15 protein-coding genes are annotated in these 17803 nt (G+C 70.8%); 6 read left to right on the plus strand and 9 right to left on the minus strand.

The features are described 5' to 3' along the window. Positions 1-266: 266 nt before the first annotated feature. The 4 genes from whiA to uvrC are packed head-to-tail and all read right to left on the minus strand — an operon-like array spanning position 267 to position 5441. The gene (gene whiA / locus ACVW19_RS07415) at positions 267-1256 is read right to left on the minus strand and encodes a DNA-binding protein WhiA (protein WP_457457694.1); all 990 of its coding nucleotides are present in this window, start codon (positions 1254-1256) and stop codon (positions 267-269) included. After that, positions 1247-2317, minus strand: a complete 1071-nt coding sequence (locus ACVW19_RS07420) for a gluconeogenesis factor YvcK family protein (RefSeq protein ID WP_457457695.1) — start codon at positions 2315-2317, stop codon at positions 1247-1249. The genes whiA and ACVW19_RS07420 overlap by 10 nt, the downstream gene beginning before the upstream one ends. Continuing rightward, on the minus strand, positions 2314-3336 hold the full coding sequence (gene rapZ / locus ACVW19_RS07425; protein ID WP_457457697.1) for an RNase adapter RapZ: 1023 nt from the start codon (positions 3334-3336) through the stop codon (positions 2314-2316). Before rapZ ends, ACVW19_RS07420 begins: the two co-directional genes overlap by 4 nt. Beyond that, positions 3333-5441 carry an excinuclease ABC subunit UvrC gene (uvrC, locus tag ACVW19_RS07430; RefSeq protein WP_457457699.1) on the minus strand — a complete coding sequence of 703 codons (2109 nt, stop codon included), beginning with the start codon at positions 5439-5441 and terminating at the stop codon, positions 3333-3335. Before uvrC ends, rapZ begins: the two co-directional genes overlap by 4 nt. 170 nt (positions 5442-5611) lie before the next feature. Here uvrC and ACVW19_RS07435 point away from each other — a divergent pair, with 170 nt between their 5' ends. Next, a complete protein-coding gene (locus ACVW19_RS07435) occupies positions 5612-5836 on the plus strand; it encodes a hypothetical protein (RefSeq protein ID WP_457457701.1) in 225 nt (74 codons plus the stop codon). A 286-nt stretch (positions 5837-6122) separates the two neighbouring features. After that, positions 6123-7070, plus strand: a complete 948-nt coding sequence (locus tag ACVW19_RS07440) for a hypothetical protein (RefSeq protein WP_457457703.1) — start codon at positions 6123-6125, stop codon at positions 7068-7070. 31 nt (positions 7071-7101) lie between these two features. Here ACVW19_RS07440 and ACVW19_RS07445 read toward each other — a convergent pair whose 3' ends face one another. Then, on the minus strand, positions 7102-7521 hold the full coding sequence (locus ACVW19_RS07445) for a Rieske (2Fe-2S) protein (protein ID WP_457457705.1): 420 nt from the start codon (positions 7519-7521) through the stop codon (positions 7102-7104). 223 nt (positions 7522-7744) lie between these two features. Between ACVW19_RS07445 and ACVW19_RS07450 the strand changes: the two genes are divergently transcribed. After that, a complete protein-coding gene (locus ACVW19_RS07450; RefSeq protein ID WP_457457707.1) occupies positions 7745-8851 on the plus strand; it encodes a LacI family DNA-binding transcriptional regulator in 1107 nt (368 codons plus the stop codon). Continuing rightward, a complete protein-coding gene (locus tag ACVW19_RS07455) occupies positions 8848-9756 on the plus strand; it encodes a carbohydrate kinase family protein (RefSeq protein ID WP_457457709.1) in 909 nt (302 codons plus the stop codon). The genes ACVW19_RS07450 and ACVW19_RS07455 overlap by 4 nt, the downstream gene beginning before the upstream one ends. 90 nt (positions 9757-9846) lie before the next feature. Here the strand turns inward: ACVW19_RS07455 and uvrA are convergent, their stop codons facing one another. Next, positions 9847-12840 (minus strand): excinuclease ABC subunit UvrA, encoded by a 2994-nt coding sequence (uvrA, locus tag ACVW19_RS07460; protein ID WP_457457711.1) that lies wholly within the window; start codon positions 12838-12840, stop codon positions 9847-9849. 223 nt (positions 12841-13063) lie between these two features. Between uvrA and ACVW19_RS07465 the strand changes: the two genes are divergently transcribed. Beyond that, positions 13064-13759 carry a maleylpyruvate isomerase family mycothiol-dependent enzyme gene (locus ACVW19_RS07465; protein ID WP_457457713.1) on the plus strand — a complete coding sequence of 232 codons (696 nt, stop codon included), beginning with the start codon at positions 13064-13066 and terminating at the stop codon, positions 13757-13759. A gap of 10 nt (positions 13760-13769) precedes the next feature. After that, positions 13770-14426: an MBL fold metallo-hydrolase gene (locus tag ACVW19_RS07470; RefSeq protein ID WP_457457714.1), complete on the plus strand. Its 657-nt coding sequence runs from the start codon at positions 13770-13772 to the stop codon at positions 14424-14426. 94 nt (positions 14427-14520) lie between these two features. Here the strand turns inward: ACVW19_RS07470 and aroQ are convergent, their stop codons facing one another. The 3 genes from aroQ to ACVW19_RS07485 all read right to left on the minus strand — a co-directional run bounded on the left by aroQ (position 14521) and on the right by ACVW19_RS07485 (position 17719). Then, positions 14521-14994 (minus strand): type II 3-dehydroquinate dehydratase, encoded by a 474-nt coding sequence (gene aroQ / locus ACVW19_RS07475; protein ID WP_457457716.1) that lies wholly within the window; start codon positions 14992-14994, stop codon positions 14521-14523. A gap of 249 nt (positions 14995-15243) precedes the next feature. After that, complete coding sequence (locus tag ACVW19_RS07480) at positions 15244-16365, minus strand: calcium:proton antiporter (protein ID WP_457457718.1); 1122 nt, start codon at positions 16363-16365, stop codon at positions 15244-15246. Positions 16366-16735: 370 nt separating this feature from the next. Continuing rightward, the gene (locus tag ACVW19_RS07485; protein ID WP_457457720.1) at positions 16736-17719 is read right to left on the minus strand and encodes a TerC/Alx family metal homeostasis membrane protein; all 984 of its coding nucleotides are present in this window, start codon (positions 17717-17719) and stop codon (positions 16736-16738) included. Positions 17720-17803: the final 84 nt, after the last annotated feature.

A 17803-nucleotide genomic window follows, 5' to 3' on the forward strand; every position in this document is an offset into this window, starting at 1 on the left:
GCCGGCGAGCTGTATGGGATGTCCCCGACCACCCCCGACCCTACCTCTCCGGGGCCCCGGCCGTGACATTGAGTCGACGCATACCCGGCACGACGCCCTTTACCCGTCGGTAAGGCATGGACCGCCCAGTCCGATGCGCCTGGTCGGACCCAACCACCGGGGCCCCGCGGCCCCTTCCGGCTCGACCGAAAACCTCCGGCTCCCTTGACGACCGCCGACCGGCCGTGCACACGGCCGTTGCCGGTCGGCTGCGGGCGGGTCAGGGGTCAGCCGACGAGGTTGTCGGCGAGTTCCTCTCCGATGTGGGCCTCCGTGCCCGGGATGCCGAGGTCGGCGGCGCGCTTGTCGGCCATGGCGAGCAGCCGGCGGATCCGCCCGGCGACGGCGTCCTTGGTCAGCGGCGGGTCGGCGAGCGCGCCCAGTTCCTCCAGGGAGGCCTGCTTGTGCTCCATGCGCAGCCGGCCGGCCGCGGCGAGGTGCTCCGGGACGTCGTCGGCGAGGATCTCCAGGGCGCGCTGCACCCGGGCACCGGCGGCGACGGCCGCGCGGGCCGAGCGGCGCAGGTTGGCGTCGTCGAAGTTGGCCAGCCGGTTCGCCGTGGCGCGCACCTCGCGGCGCATCCGGCGTTCCTCCCAGGCCAGCACCGAGTCGTGGGCGCCGAGCCGGGTGAGCAGGGCACCGATCGCGTCGCCGTCACGGACGACGACCCGGTCCACGCCGCGCACCTCGCGGGCCTTGGCGCCGATCGACAGCCGCCGGGCGGCGCCGACCAGGGCGAGCGCCGCCTCGGGGCCGGGGCAGGTCACCTCCAGGGAGGAGGAGCGGCCCGGCTCGGTGAGGGAGCCGTGCGCCAGGAAGGCCCCGCGCCAGGCAGCCTCGGCATCGCAGGTGGCCCCAGAGACCACCTGCGGAGGCAGGCCGCGGATCGGGCGGCCCCGGCCGTCCACCAGGCCTGTCTGGCGGGCCAGCTGGTCGCCGCCCGCGACCACCCGGACGACGTAGCGCGAACCGCGGCGCAGCCCGCCGGGTGCCATCACGATCAGTTCGGAGCTGTGGCCGAAGATCTCCAGGACGTCCCGCTTGAGGCGGCGGGCGGCCATCGCCGTGTCCAGCTCCGCCTCGATCACGATGCGCCCGCTCACCAGGTGAAGGCCGCCGGCGAACCGCAGCATGGCGGAGACCTCCGCCTTCCTGCAGCAGGTCCGGGTGACGGGGAGCCGGGAAACCTCGTCCTTCACCGCTGCCGTCATCGCCATGGGCCGATCCTTCCATGCATCCGAAAAATACGGTCGTACGCGGCGGCCAACAGCTCCGGGTCGTGCCTGGGGCTTCCGTCGGGCCGGGCCACCGGCGCCAGCTCGACCGCGGCACCGCCGAACCCCTTCGCGGCCTCGGTCAGCACATCGCGGTCGGGTACGGCGGCCTCGTCGGCCAGCACCACGTCCAGGGCGAGTTTAGGGGCGTGTCGCCCCAAAACCTCCAAATGACGCTGCGGGGAGAAGCCCTCGGTTTCTCCGGGCTGCGGGGCGAGGTTCAGGGAGAGCACCCGGCGCGCCTTCGTCTCGACGAGCGCCTCCAGCAGTTCGGGCACCAGGAGGTGCGGGATGACCGAGGAGAACCAGGAACCGGGACCGAGCACCACCCAGTCGGCGTCGAGGACCGCCGCGACCGCCTCGGGGACGGCGGGCGGGTCGTTCGGCACGAGGTGCACGGACTGCACCTCGCCGGGGGTGAGGGCGACGGTCGCCTGTCCCCGGACGGTCTCCACGGCGTCCGGATGCTCGGGGTCGTGCCCCTTGACCAGCGCCTGGAGCTCCAGTGGCACCGCGGACATGGGCAGCACGCGCCCGTGCGCGCCGAGCAGCCGGCCGACCAGGTCCAGGGCCTGGACGTGGTCGCCGAGCTGCTCCCACAGGGCGACGATCAGCAGGTTGCCGACCGCGTGCTCGTGCAGGTCGCCCTTGGACTGGAAGCGGTGCTGGATGACCCGGGCCCAGGTCTGGCCCCAGTCGTCGTCGCCGCACAGCGCGGCCAGCGCCTTGCGCAGATCGCCGGGCGGCAGCACGCCCAGTTCGTCGCGCAGCCGCCCGCTGGAGCCGCCGTCGTCGGCCACGGTGACGACGGCGGTGAGGTCACCGGTGATCCGGCGCAGCGCGGCGAGCGAGGCGGACAGCCCCATGCCGCCGCCGAGGGCCACCACCTTGGGCTGGGTGCCACGGCGTCGCGGCTTGGCCCCACGGGCCCCGACCGGCCGGCCGACGCGCCCTTCGGGCTGCGCCCGGCGCAGCCGGTGCAGCCTCGGAGTACGTGCGGTCATTCCCGGCCCATGTCCCGGTGGACGACCACCGTCTCCACGCCCTCCGCGGCGAGGCGGGCGGCGAGCTTCTCCGACATGGCGACCGAACGGTGCTTGCCACCGGTGCAGCCGACGGCGATGGTCACATAGCGCTTGCCCTCGCGGCGATAGCCCGCGGCGATCAGCCGCAGCAGCTCGGTGTACCGGTCGAGGAACTCCTTGGCGCCGGGCTGGTTGAAGACGTACGCGGCCACCTCCTCGTGTCGGCCGGTGAAGGGGCGCAGCTCGGGAACCCAGTGCGGGTTGGGCAGGAACCGCATGTCCACCACCAGGTCGGCGTCGACCGGGAGGCCGTACTTGAAGCCGAAGGACATCACGGTGGCCCGCAGCTCGGGCTCCTCGTCACCGGCGAACTGGGCGTCCATCTTGGCGCGCAGCTCGTGCACGTTGAGGCTGGAGGTGTCGATCACCAGGTCGGCGTCGCCGCGCAGTTCGCGCAGCAGTTCCCGCTCGGCGGCGATGCCGTCGACGATGCGGCCGTCGCCCTGGAGGGGGTGCGGGCGGCGCACCGACTCGAAGCGGCGCACCAGGGCATCCTCTGAGGACTCCAGGAACACGATCCGCCGGGTGACGCCCCGGGTGTCGAGGTCGGCGAGCGACTCGCGGAGGTTGTCGAAGAAGCGCCGGCCGCGGACGTCGACGACGACCGCGATCCGGGCCACGTTGCCCTGGGAGCGGGCTCCGAGCTCCACCATGGTGGGGATCAGCGCGGGCGGGAGGTTGTCGACGACGAACCAGCCCAGATCCTCCAGACACTTCGCGGCCGTGGAACGGCCGGCCCCGGACATGCCGGAGATGATCACCAGCTCGGGGATCGCCGTCTCGGAGACCCCGGCCTTTTCCTTGCCCGTATTCACCTGTGCTCCGTCGTTCTGACGCGTCTCGTCGTGTGTGCCCCGACCCGCGTCCTGTGCAGCGTCATGGGGTGTGCCATGGGATGTCTCATGGCCTGCGTTCCGGTGTGTCTCGTGCTCGGTCATCTCTCCAGCCCCCGTCGGTCGTCCGGGGCGCCCGCGGACACGGGCTCCCCGGGGGAACCCGGCGCCTTCCCGGGTTCTTCCACGTCATCCATGATCTCGCCCGTCGCCGTGTTCACGGCCGGGGCGGCCGGGGCCGCCCCGGCGAGGGCCACGGCGATCACCTCGGCCGTTTTGCGGCCTATGCCCGGCACTTCACAGATCTGCTCGATCGTCGCCGAGCGAAGCTTCTTCACCGACCCGAAGTGCTTGATCAGTGCCTGCTTGCGGGTGTCGCCGAGGCCCGGCACATCGTCCAGCGGACCGGACCGGAAGCGTTTGGCCCGCTTGACGCGCTGATAGCCGATGGCGAAGCGGTGGGCCTCGTCACGGACGCGCTGGAGCAGGTAGAGGCCCTCACTGGTGCGGGGCAGCACCACCGGGTCGTCGTCGTCCGGCAGCCACACCTCCTCCAGCCGCTTGGCGAGACCGCACACGGCGATGTCGTCGATGCCGAGCTCGTCCAGGGCCCTGCGGGCCGCCGCCACCTGGGGGGCGCCGCCGTCGACGACCACGAGCTGGGGCGGGTAGGCGAAGCGCTTGGGGCGGCCGTCGTCCTCGGTGAGCGTGCTCGCGGGCGGCTCACCGGGGGTGCCGGCGGGGGTGCTGTCCGCTCCATCGGGCACGCCGTCGGTCGCCTCGGTGCCGTCGGTCCACTCGCCGGTCCTCTCCTTGTCGGCGAGGTAGCGCCGGAAGCGGCGGGTGATCACCTCGTGCATGGAGCGGACGTCGTCCTGGCCGGCGAAGCTCTTGATCTGGAAGCGGCGGTACTCGCTCTTGCGGGCCAGCCCGTCCTCGAAGACGACCATGGAGGCCACGACGTCGTCGCCCTGGAGGTGCGAGATGTCGTAGCACTCGATCCGCAGCGGGGCGCTGTCCAGGTCGAGGGCGTCGGCGATCTCCTCCAGCGCGCGCGAGCGAGTGGTGAGGTCGGAGGCGCGCCTGGTCTTGTGCAGGGCGAGAGCCTGCTGGGCGTTGCGCTGCACGGTCTCCATCAGGGCCCGCTTGTCCCCGCGCTGCGGGACCCGCAGGGAGACGCCCGACCCGCGCCGCCCGGTGAGCCACTCCTGGACCGGCTCCAACGGGTCGGGCAGCGCGGGGACCAGGACCTCCCTCGGCACGGCGTCGCCGGTCTCCTCGCCGTACAGCTGCTGCAGGGCGTGCTCCACGAGGGCGCCGGTGGTGATCTCCTCCACCTTGTCGGTGACCCAGCCGCGCTGGCCGCGCACGCGTCCGCCGCGGACGTGGAAGATCTGGACGGCCGCCTCCAGCTCGTCCTCGGCGACCGCGATCAGGTCGGCGTCGGTCGCGTCGGCGAGTACGACGGCGCTCTTCTCCATGGCCTTCTTCAGGGCGCCGATGTCGTCACGCAGCCGGGCGGCCCGTTCGTACTCCATGTCCTCGGCCGCCTCGGTCATCCGCTGCTCCAGGCGGCGCAGATAGGTGCCGGTGCGGCCGGCCATGAAGTCGCAGAACTCCCCGGCGAGCTCGCGGTGCTCCTCGGCGGAGACCCGGTCCACGCAGGGCGCCGAGCACTTGCCGATGTAGCCGAGCAGGCAGGGGCGGCCGGTGCGGGCGGCGTTCTTGAACACACCGGCCGAGCAGGTGCGCACCGGGAAGACCCGCAGCAGCAGGTCCACGGTGTCGCGGATCGCCCACGCGTGCCCGTACGGACCGAAGTACCTCACGCCCTTCTTCTTGTGACCCCGCATCACCTGCACGCGCGGGAACTCCTCGTTCATCGTCACCGCGAGGTACGGGTAGCTCTTGTCGTCGCGGTACTTGACGTTGAACCGGGGGTCGTACTCCTTGATCCAGGAGTACTCCAGCTGGAGCGCCTCGACCTCCGTGGACACCACCGTCCACTCCACGGAGGCGGCCGTGGTGACCATGGTGCGGGTGCGCGGGTGGAGTCCGGCGAGGTCCTGGAAGTAGTTCGCCAGGCGCTGGCGCAGGCTCTTCGCCTTTCCGACGTAGATCACCCGGCGGTGCTCGTCGCGGAACCGGTAGACCCCCGGCGAGTCGGGGATCTCACCCGGTTTGGGGCGGTAGCTGGAGGGGTCGGCCATGTCTCACACCCTACTGGCGAAGACCGACACCGCGGCGGGGCCGCGGAACCGCCGGACGGGCGTCGCTCCGGAAGGTTACGGCCGCCGGGAAGCGGGAAGATGGGAGGTCCGGCCTGAGGACAGGCCGCAGGACGGGAAGCGGACGCGGTCACGAGTCGGAGGCTGGTCGAATGCGGCAGACACAGGTCGAGAAACGGCGAACGCCGGCCCGCGCGCGCCGGTCCGCGGACGAGACGGCTCCATTCCTCGACTCCTTCGACTCCTTCGACCCCTTTGGCTCCTTTGGCTCCTTTGGCTCCCTGGGCCCCTTCGACCCGCGCGATCCCGCCATCGTGCGCGCCAAGCGCCTGCGCGCGCGCCTTGCGGACGACCATGGCCGAACCGGCCGCTCCTAGAGGGCTCAGTCGCGGCAGAGCCGCAGTTCAGGGGCCGTACCGACCTTCGGGTCCGGTACGGCCCCTGAGTTGTGTGCTCCGCGCGTACACACCGTGCGGGTGCGCCTCCGTCGGGCATCAGGTGTTGTCGGGAATTGGTCAACACGCTTCAATGCGGGGGAACTCGGGGCCCTGAACGACGGCGTACGGATGTGAACGCTCCGCCGCGCCGACGGGGGGCGGACCCGGGGTGCCCCGAGCGAACGGTCTGACCAGCCGTTGTGGACATTCAGAGAAAGGCCCCTGCATGCCGCACGCCACACCGCACACGGACACCACCACCGCGGAACTGGACTCGGTTCTGCGGGGCGGGCCCTTCCATGTCGCCCTGCGGGCCGCGATAGCCGCCCGCGGACTGCCGCTGCAACGTGTGCAGCACCATCTGTCGCGCCACGGCGTGAAGGTGGGCGTCACCAGCCTCAGTTACTGGCAGCAGGGCGCCCGCCGCCCGCAGCGTCCCGAATCGCTGCGCGCCGTACGGGCCCTGGAGGAGATTCTGCAGTTGCCGGAGGAGTCGCTGATCCGCCTGCTCGCGGATTCCGGCGATCAGGCACCGGACCGCGGCCCGGCAGGCCGCTCCTACCGCTCGCTGGTGGAGGCTTCGGGCGTCCTGGCGGGGCTGCTGGCCGAGCTCGGCGTCACACGGGACAACGGGCTGCACACTCTGGCGCACCACGAGCGGGTCCTGATCGGGGCACACCGCGAGCTTGCGGAGCGCGAGTCGCACCACATCGTGCGCGCCCAGCGGGACGGCATCGACCGCTTCGTGGCCGTCCACCACGGCGATCCCGGTTCCGCGCCGGCCCGGATGACCGTGCACGCCCTGGAGAACTGCCGCACCGGCCGGATCCGCCTGCAGCAGGACACCGGTGTGCTCGCGGCCGAGCTGCTCTTCGACACCCGGCTGCGGACCGGTGACACGTTCCTCTTCCGCTACGCCGTCGAGGACGGCACGGCCGGCGTCTCACGCGAGTACGTGCACGGGACCGACTCCCCCGGCGGCCAGTACGCGCTCCAGGTGTGCTTCGACGCCGGAGCACTGCCCGCGCGCTGCCACCGGTTCACCCAGCACTCCGCAGCGGCACCGCGCGGCGGTCACCAGGAGCTGGCGGTGAGCGACCTGCACCGTTCGGTGCACCTGGTCGAACCGCGGCTGCGGTCGGGGTACGTGGGGATCGGCTGGGACTGGGACTGAGGCCGGGTGAGGGCCGGGCCGGGCGGCCCGGTCAGCTCTGCGGGCCGGCGACGATCGTGCCGTTCCGCACGTCCACGGAGAGCGGTGTCAGCGGCGCCACCGCGGGCTCGCGCAGCACCTTGCCGGTGGTGGCGTCGAATTCGCTGCCGTGGCAGGGGCAGATCAGCTTCGTCCCCTCCAGCTTGCCGATGGCGCAACTCGCGTGCGTGCAGACGGTGCTGTAGGCCGTGAAGGAGTCGTCCGCGCCCCGGCTGACGACGATGTTGTGGTCCCGGAACAGCTTGGTGCTCCCCGGAGCGATCTCGCTCTCCGCGCCGAGCTCGACGGGCTCGGTCGGCGGCGCGGGCCTCTCCTCGGGGGCCCCGCAGGCGGTGAGGCCGAGTCCGGCGACTGAAGTGAGGGCCACGCCTCTGAGAACGGTACGACGGCTCGCGGCGGGTCGGCCGGGCATGGGAACTCCACTGGTCGGACGGTTGTACGAGGCCGACCATACCGGGGGCGGCCGTTCCGGTTTCCGGGCGGGGAGCGAGTGAGCCGCCGGGCGGGCGGGCTCCCGCCGCCGGACGTAAACGCTTGCGCAAACGTTTACGTCTGCTGCCGGATGGGATACCTTCCTCGTCACGGCGCCGCGAGGACGGACGGCAGCCGGTACACGGACCGGAAAGGGGCGGGCGATGGCGACCATGACGGACGTGGCGCGGAGCGCCGGTGTCTCGGTCGCGACCGTCTCGCACGTCCTGAACGGCACCCGGCCGGTGCTCCCGCACACGCGCCAGGCGGTCCTGGACGCCGTGGAGGAGCTCGGCTACACCCCGAACACCCTGGCCCGCTCACTGGTCACCTCCCGCACCCGCTCGATCGGGCTCGCGGTGTCGGCGATCAGCAACCCGTACTTCACCGAGATCCTCCAGGGTGTCGAGGCGGCTGCCCTGGAGCGCGGCTACAGCCTGCTCATCGCCGACCCGCACGACGACCCGGAGCACGAGCGCAAGGTCGTCCAGCTGCTGCACGAGCGCCGGGTGGAAGGCATGATCGTCGCGCCTTCCGCGCATCCGCGCGAGCTCCTCGCCTACCTCGGGCGTCACCGGGTGCCGGCCGTGTTCCTCGACCGGGTGGTCGAGGAACCGGGGGACGGCGGTCCGCGCTTCGACCAGGTCTGCGCCGAGAGCGCGGAGCCCGTGGCCCGCCTGGTCACGCACCTGGCCGGGCTCGGTCACCGCCGGATCGCCCTGGTGGCGGGGCTGCCCGGGTTCAGCACCACGTCCGAGCGGATCACCGGGTACCGGCACGGCCTCACGGGCGCGGGGCTGCCGTTCGACGAACGGCTCCTGGTGCACGGCGACTCCGAGTCGGCCGGCGCCGAACGGGCCACCGGTGCCCTGCTGTCCCTCGACGCTCCCCCGACCGCCCTGGTCACCGCCAACAACGCCATGACGATCGGCACGCTGCGCGCCCTGCGCGCCCACGGTCTCTCGGTGCCCGAGGACATCGCGCTGTGCTGCTTCGACGACTTCGCCTGGGCGGACCTGTTCTCGCCCCGGCTCACCGCGATCGCCCAGCCCAGCAGGGAGATCGGCGCCCGGGCCGTCCAGGTGCTCCTGGACCGTCTCGCCGCGCCGGACCGACCCGCGCGGACGGTCCGGCTCCCCTGCGCCTTCGTGCACCGCACCTCCTGCGGCTGCCCGGACCGGCCGGAGCAGCGCGCACGGCCCCCGCAGCCGCCACGGACACAGCGGCCCGGGCAGAAGACCCAGCAGCCCGAGAAAGGGAACCCCTCGTGATCGTCGTAGCCGGTGAGGCACTGATCGACCTGGTACCGCGGGGCGCGGACGCGCTCGCGGCACTGACGCCGGCGCTCGGCGGCGGCCCCTTCAACACGGCGGTGGCGCTGGGCCGTCTCGGCTCCCCCACCGCGTTCTGCTCCCGGGTGTCCCGCGACGCCTTCGGCGAGGCGCTGCTGGACCGGCTGCGCGGGACCGGCGTGGCGGTCTCGGCGGTGCAGCGGGGCGACGAACCGACGACACTCGCCGTCGCCACGGTCGGCGCGGACGGCTCCGCGGTCTACTCGTTCTACGTGGAGGGGACCGCGGACCGGCTGTTCACGGCGCCCCGGGCGTTGCCTCCCGGTACCCGCGCGGTGTCCTTCGGCACCTGCTCGCTCGTGCTGGAGCCGGGGGCGAGCGCGTACGAGGAGCTGATGCGCGCCGCTCACGCGCGCGGCGTGTTCACGGCGCTGGATCCCAACATCCGGCCGGGGCTGATTCCGGACGCCGACGCCTACCGGGCCCGGTTCAGGAGGTGGCTGCCGTCGGTGTCACTGCTGAAGCTGTCGGAGGAGGACGCCCGGTGGCTCGGCGGCACCCCCGAAGAGTGGCTGGCGGCCGGTCCGGCGGCGGTCGTGGTCACCCGGGGCGGTGACGGGCTGACCGCCTTCACCCGGGACGGCGGCGAGTACTCCGTGCCGGGTGAGCCGGTCGAGGTGGTGGACACGATCGGCGCGGGCGACACGGTCAACGCGGCGCTGCTGCACGGCCTGGCGACCCGGGACGCGCTCAGTGAGCGGGGGACGTCCGCTCTGGGCGCGGACGGATGGGGGGACGTGCTCGGTTTCGCGGCCCGCGCGGCGGCGATCACCTGCTCACGCGCGGGGGCGGAACCCCCGTACGCCCACGAGCTGGCGGGCTGAGCACACCGTCCGAGCCGTCGGACCGAGCCTTCGCGCGGGTGCCCCGCGGGACGTTCCCGCGGGGCACCCGCGCGGGAACGTCCCGCGGGGTCAGGCCTTGGCCGCCCGGGGCGCTCCCTTGGCGCCGGTTTTGGCGGTCGCCGCGGTCTTCCGGGTGGTGGCCTTGGCGGCGGCCGTCTTCTTCACCGCGGTCTTCGCCGCCGTCTTGCGGGGGGCGGGCACCGAGGCGGCGTCGCTGATCCTCTCCGCTCCCAGGACGTCTCGGAGGAACTTGCCGGTGTGGCTGGTCGAGACGGCCGCGACCTGCTCGGGGGTGCCCTCCGCGACGACCAGGCCGCCACCGGCGCCGCCCTCGGGGCCCATGTCGACGACCCAGTCGGCGGTCTTGATCACGTCGAGGTTGTGCTCGATGACGATGACCGTGTTGCCCTTGTCGACCAGGCCGGAGAGGACCGCCAGCAGCTTGCTGATGTCCTCGAAGTGCAGGCCCGTGGTCGGCTCGTCCAGGACGTAGACCGTGCGGCCGGTGGAGCGCTTCTGCAGTTCGCTGGCGAGCTTCACCCGCTGCGCCTCACCGCCGGACAGGGTGGTCGCGGCCTGGCCGAGCCGGACGTACCCGAGACCGACGTCGTGGAGCGTCTTCATGTGGCGGGAGATCGCCGGGACGGCCTCGAAGAAGTGCATGGCCTCTTCGATCGGCATGTTCAGGACGTCGGCGATGGACTTGCCCTTGTAGTGGACCTCCAGGGTCTCCCGGTTGTAGCGGGCACCGTGGCAGACCTCGCACGGGACGTACACGTCCGGGAGGAAGTTCATCTCGATCTTGATGGTGCCGTCGCCCGCGCAGTTCTCGCAGCGTCCGCCCTTGACGTTGAAGGAGAAGCGGCCGGGCAGGTAGCCGCGGACCTTGGCCTCGGTCGTCTCGGCGAACAGCTTGCGGACGTGGTCGAAGACACCGGTGTACGTCGCCGGGTTGGAACGCGGGGTGCGGCCGATGGGCGACTGGTCGACATGCACGACCTTGTCGACGAGGTCGTCGCCGTCCACCCGCGTGTGTCGGCCGGGGACGCTGCGTGCGCCGTTCAGCTCGCGGGCCAGATGGGTGTACAGGATGTCGTTGACCAGGGTGGACTTGCCGGAGCCGGAGACTCCGGTGACCGCGGTGAACACCCCCAGGGGGAAGGACACGTCGATGTCCTGCAGGTTGTTCTCGCGGGCGCCGTGCACCGTGAGCCGGCGCGCCGGGTCGTGCGGGCGGCGGACGTCCGGCAGCGGGATGGCCTTCTTGCCGGACAGGTACTGGCCGGTCTGCGACTCCGCGTTGTCCAGCAGCTCCTTCAGAGCGCCGCTGTGCACGACCTTGCCGCCGTGCTCACCGGCGCCCGGACCGATGTCGACGATCCAGTCGGCGACCTTGATGGTGTCCTCGTCGTGCTCGACGACGATGAGCGTGTTGCCCATGTCGCGCAGCCTGACCAGGGTCTCGATCAGCCGGTGGTTGTCGCGCTGGTGCAGGCCGATGGACGGCTCGTCGAGGACGTACAGGACGCCCACCAGGCCGGAGCCGATCTGGGTGGCCAGGCGGATGCGCTGGGCCTCGCCACCGGAGAGCGTGCCCGCGGCGCGGTTCAGCGAGAGGTAGTCGAGGCCGACGTCGACCAGGAAGCGCAGCCGCTCGTTGACCTCCTTCAGCACGCGCTCGGCGATCTTCTTGTCGCGGGCGGTGAGCTTCAGGGCGCCGAGGAAGTTAGCGCACTCGCTGATCGACATGGCCGAGACGTCGGCGATCGACTTCTCCATGACGGTGACGGCGAGAACGATGGGCTTGAGGCGGGTGCCCGCGCAGGAGGGGCAGGCCACCTCGCGCATGTAGCCCTCGAAGCGCTCACGGCTGGCATCGCTCTCGGCCTCGCTGTGCCGGCGCTTGACGAAGGGGACGGCGCCCTCGAAGGCCGTCGTGTACCGGCGCTCCCTCCCGTACCGGTTGCGGTAGCGGACCTCGACCTGGGTCTTGTGGCCGTTGAGCAGGGCCTTCTTCGCGCGCTGCGGCAGACCGGCGAAGGGGATGTCCGTACGGAAGCCCAGCGCGTCGGCGAGGGCGCCGATCAGACGGGCGAAGTAGTCCTTGGTGTGGCCGTGCGACCAGGGGTGGATGGCGCCCTCGTCGAGGCTCTTCTCCTCGTCGGGGACGATCAGCTCCGGGTCGACCTCCATGCGCGTGCCGATGCCGGTGCACTCGGGGCAGGCGCCGAAGGGCGAGTTGAAGGAGAAGGAGCGGGGCTCCAGTTCCTCGAAGGACAGGTCGTCGTACGGGCAGTACAGGTGCTCGGAGAACATGCGCTCGCGCTCGGGGTCGTCCTCCGGGAGGTCGACGAAGTCGAGCACGACCATGCCGCCGGACAGGCCGAGCGCGGTCTCGACGGAGTCGGTGAGCCGGCGCTTGGCGCTGTCCTTCACCGTGAGGCGGTCGACGACCACCTCGATGGTGTGCTTCTCCTGCTTCTTCAGCGTGGGCGGGTGGGAGAGCTGGACGGTCTCGCCGTCCACCCGCGCGCGGGAGTAGCCCTTGGTCTGGAGGTCGGCGAAAAGGTCGACGAACTCGCCCTTGCGCTCGCGCACCAGCGGCGACAGCACCTGGAAGCGGCTGCCCTCCGGCAGCTCCAGCACCCGGTCGACGATGGCCTGCGGCGACTGGCGCGAGATGGGCCGGGCGCACTCGGGGCAGTGCGGCTTGCCGATGCGCGCGAAGAGCAGCCGCAGGTAGTCGTAGACCTCGGTGATGGTGCCGACCGTGGAGCGCGGGTTGCGCGAGGTCGACTTCTGGTCGATGGAGACCGCCGGGGACAGGCCCTCGATGAAGTCGACGTCCGGCTTGTCCATCTGGCCGAGGAACTGCCGGGCGTACGAGGAGAGCGACTCCACATAGCGCCGCTGGCCCTCGGCGAAGATCGTGTCGAAGGCCAGCGAGGACTTGCCCGACCCCGACAGGCCCGTGAAGACGATGAGCGAGTCGCGGGGGAGGTCGAGCGAGACGTTCTTGAGGTTGTGCTCGCGTGCTCCACGGACGATGAGACGGTCGGCCACGCCGGTCCGCACCTTTCTTGAGAGAAGTGACAGGGGCGGGACCCCCGTGCTTTCTCACACTAGGGCGAGCCACTGACAACGCCGGTCGGATTCACGGGTTGACAACAATCCCCGGCTCTCCAGCATGCCCGACGCCGGAAACGACCTTATAGCACGTGCATTCGATTTACGGCCCTTCTTCGCCGCCTTCACCCGAAGGTGTGGCGGGGCTAGGGTCGGTCCCATGACCGATCACGCTCATGACCTGGCATCTGTACGTGCCGCGACCGAGCGGCTGCTCGACGCGGTCGGCGCACTGGACAACGCCGCTGTGACCCAGTCGTCACGGCTTCCCGGCTGGACGCGTGGACATGTGCTGGCCCACCTGGCCCGCAACGCGGACGCCCTCGTGAACGTCCTGGAGGGGCGTCCGATGTACCTCTCCGCCGAAGCCCGGGAGGCCGACATCGAACGGGACGCCCCGCGCCCCCTGGACGTCCAGCTCGCGGACCTGCGGGAGACCGGGGCCCGCTTCCAGGAGGTGGGCGCGGCGCCTGCGGACTGGTCACGCACCGTGGCACTGCGCAACGGGGTCACGGACCGGGCGGCCCGGGTGCCGTTCCGGCGCTTGATCGAGGTGGAACTGCACCACGTGGACCTCGGCATCGGCCACGAGCTGGAGGATCTTTCGGCGGAGTTCACCGAGCGGGAGATCCGCTTCCTGGTGGCACGGTTCAAGGGCCACCAGGACGTGCCCACGACGCGGCTGACCACGAGTGACGGCCGGAGCTGGACCACCGGCGGCGGGGCGCCGGACGGCCCGGTCGAGGTCGAGGTGGAGGGTCCGGCCGCCGACCTGCTCGGCTGGCTCGCCGGACGCCGCGACGGCTCCGGGCTGACGGTGAAGAACGGCCCGCTGCCCGCCCTTCCTCCGATATAGGCTGGCCGCCATGACCTACAGCGGGCAGGTGTCGGTCGGCGGGCCGGCCGACGTGCACGAACTCAAGGACCTGATGATCACCAAGGTCGCGGTCGGGCCCATGAACAACAACGCCTATCTGCTGCGTTGCCGGGCCACCGACGAGCAGTTGCTGATCGACGCGGCCAACGACGCGGAGACCCTGCTGGGCTCGATCGGTGACGACGGCATCGCGTCCGTCGTCACCACCCACCGGCACGGCGACCACTGGCAGGCGCTCGCCCAGGTCGTGGCGGCCACCGGCGCGCGCACCCACGCGGGCCGGGACGACGCCGAGGGCATCCCGGTGCCGACGGACGTCCTGGTCGACGACGGCGACACGATCCGGGTGGGGCGGGTGGAGCTCACCGCGCGCCATCTCGTCGGCCACACTCCCGGGTCGATCGCCCTCGTCTACGACGATCCGCACGGGCATCCCCATGTGTTCACGGGGGACTGCCTGTTCCCGGGTGGTGTGGGCAACACCCACAAGGACCCGAAGGCGTTCGCCAGCCTGATCCACGACGTGGAGACCAAGATCTTCGACGTGCTCCCGGACGAGACCTGGGTCTACCCCGGACACGGCGACGACACCACGCTGGGCGCGGAGCGTCCGCATCTGCCGGAGTGGCGCGCCCGGGGCTGGTGAGCGCCACCGGGCGACGCTGCGGACGGACCGGTAAGGGTTGCGGGGCCGGCGCGGGTGAGGGGCGCCCGGAGGGCGCCCCTTTTGTTCGGGGCTCTCACGCCTGTGCCCTGCCCGGGCCGGCCAGCGCCGCGATGCGCTCCACGGCGAACACATAGCCCTGCACCCCGCACCCCGCGATGACCCCGTCGGCCCGCAGCGAGACGTAGGAGTGGTGCCGGAAGGACTCGCGCCGGTGGATGTTGGAGATGTGGACCTCCACCACGGGCAGGCCGTCACAGGTGTTGAGTGCGTCGAGGATCGCGACGGAGGTGTGCGAGTAGGCGCCGGGGTTGATCACGATGCCGCAGTGGTTCAGCCGCGCCTCGTGGATCCAGTCCACCAACTGGCCCTCGTGATTGGACTGCCGCAGATCCACCGTGCCCCCGTGCGGGCCCGCCGCCTCGACGCACAGCGCCTCGACATCGGTGAGCGTCTCGGAGCCGTAGATCTCCGGCTGGCGCTGCCCGAGCAGGTTCAGATTGGGGCCGTTGAGAATCATGATCGGGGCATCGGCCAGGTTGCGGCGCACAGTTCCTCCGGTCTGTTCGGAAGGTTCGCGATGAAACGGGCATGAAAAATTCAGGAACCGGCATGAACCGGCATGAAGTCGGTCGCAACGGCCGGTCGTCGCCGGAACGCTGCTCGGACCGGTCTATCACGGGGCCCCGGACGCACGCCGGGCCCCCGGGGGTGCCGACGGAACCGCCTCCGGGTGGGGGTGCGCCCGCGCGTGTGCCGCGGGGCGCGCGCCCGCCCGGAGGCGGTTCCGCGATCGGTGTTACGGGTTGAGCGCCAGTTCGAGATAGGCGGCGAGGATCACCAGGTGCACCCCGCCCTGGAGCGGTGTGGCCCGGCCGGGGCGTACGGTCAGGACGCCGACCATCACGGTCAGAGCGAGCAGCACCATATGGGTGTTGCCGAGGCCCAGAACGAGCGGACCGGAGAGCCAGAAGGAGGCGATCGCGACCGCGGGGATGCTCAGTCCGATACTGGCCATCGCCGAACCGAGTGCGAGATTGACACTGGTCTGCACACGATTGCGCCGCGCGGCCCGCACGGCTGCGATGGTCTCGGGAAGCAGGACCAGCAGCGCGATGATCACACCGACGACGGCGTGGGGCAGCCCGGCAGCCGATACACCGGACTCGATGGCGGGCGAGACTCCTTTGGCAAGGCCGACCACCCCGACCAGGGCCAGGCCGAGCAGACCGAGGCTGATCAGCGCGGTGCGGTTGGAGGGCGCGACGGCGTGCTCGTCCTCGTCCTCGACCTTCGTGACCGGCATGCCCTGCTTGCCCAGCTTCTGTACGGGCAGGAAGTAGTCACGATGTCGAACGGTCTGGGTGGCGACGAACAAGCCGTAGAGGATCAGTGAGGTGACCGCGGCGAAGGTGAGTTGCACCGCGGAGAATTCCGGCCCGGGCTTGCTGGTGGTGAACGTCGGCAGCACGAGGGTGAGCCCCGCCAGCGTCGCCACCGTGGCGAGCGCCGCACTGGCGCCTTCCGGGTTGAAGACGGCCATGCCGTGACGCAGTGAGCCGACCAGAAGACTCAGGCCGAGAATGCCGTTACAGGTGATCATCACGGCTGCGAAGACGGTGTCCCTGGCCAGGGACGCGGTCTCGGGCCCCCCGTCGATCATCAAGGTGACGATCAGCGCGACCTCGATGATCGTGACGGCGACCGCGAGGACCAGTGAACCGAAGGGTTCACCGACCCGGTGGGCCACCACCTCCGCATGGTGCACGGCGGCCAGCACCGCTGCCGCCAGCACGACGACCGCCACGGCGACGACCGCTCCGGGCAGTTCGCGTCCCCAGGTGAGCAGCAGAAGCACCACGGCGAGCACCGGCACCACGGTCGTCCACCGGTTCGTCAGCCCTTTGACCCACCTGCTCATGAAGCGAGGCTCTCGGAGATGAACGAGCATCGCATTCCGGTCTCCCCGAGCTCTGACGGCCCGCTCGTCACACCGGCTGCCTCAACATCCGCACTGCCGGCGGGTCTCGGGCAGTACGGCCGGTCTCGCCGGTGTCCGGCGAGCCCCATCGCTTGCACGTTCCTTGTCGTTCTGGGGTAGTCGTTGTCGCGCATGATCTCCTCTACTGCTGGAGGAATGGTCAGTGACGGGCGGCAGCGAGTGTGGCCGCGATTCCTTCCGCTGAGGTTTCCTGTCGTGATCCGGCGGGAGACAGGCAGATACCGGGAGCGGTGCTCGGCTGTGGGCCGCGCCCCGCTCCCGGAAATTTCCTGTCCGGTTACGGACCGGGTCAGACGTCGATGCTGTTCTTGTCGACGGAGCCCTCGGCCTGGGCCTGCTTCTTGGAGGCCCGCAGGCTGGTGATCGTGGTGACGATCAGGACGGAGCAGATCACGCCCAGCGACACCGGGATGCTGATCACGGGAACGTGCACCCCGGACTCGTGCAGCGCGTGCAGCACCAGCTTCACGCCGATGAAGCCGAGGATGATCGAAAGGCCGTAGGCCAGGTGGACCAGCTTGCTCAGCAGGCCGCCGAGGAGGAAGTAAAGCTGCCTGAGGCCCATCAGGGCGAACGCGTTCGCGGTGAACACGATGTACGGGTCCTGGGTCAGGCCGAAGATCGCGGGGATCGAGTCGAGCGCGAAGAGCACGTCGGTGGTGCCGATGGCGAGCATCACGACCAGCATCGGGGTCATGACCCGCTTGCCGTTCTGCTCGATCCACAGCTTGGTGCCGTGGTACCGGTCGGCCACGCCGAACCGGCGCTCGGCGGCCTTGAGGAGCTTGTTCTCCTCGAACTCCTCCTCCGCTTCGGGAGCGCGGGCCTCCTTGATGAGCTTCCACGCGGTCCAGATGAGGAAGGCGCCGAAGATGTAGAAGATCCACGAGAAGTTGGCGATGATCGCGGCGCCCGCGGCGATGAAGACGGCCCGCAGCACCAGGGCGATGAGCACACCGACGAGGAGCACCCGTTGCTGGTACTGCGAGGGCACCGCGAATTTCGTCATGATCAGGACGAAGACGAAGAGGTTGTCGACGCTCAGCGACTTCTCGGTGATGAAGCCGGCGAAGAACTCACCGGCGGGCTGGCCGCCGCCGAAGACCAGCAGGCCGAGTCCGAAGAGCACGGCCAGGACGATCCAGACGATGGTCCAGATCCCGGCTTCCTTGATCGATACGTCGTGCGGCTTGCGGCCGATGAAGAAGTCGACCGAGATGAGGGCGGCAAGGCCCACGATTGTCAGGACCCACAGGGTCAGGGAAACATCCACTACGCCTCCGGCAGATACGTCTCACGGCAAAAGTCAGCGTCGTCGCTGCCGGAGGTCTCTTCCACCCGGGTTCCGGCGTTCGAA

This window comes from Streptomyces sp. TE5632 (assembly GCF_054061295.1).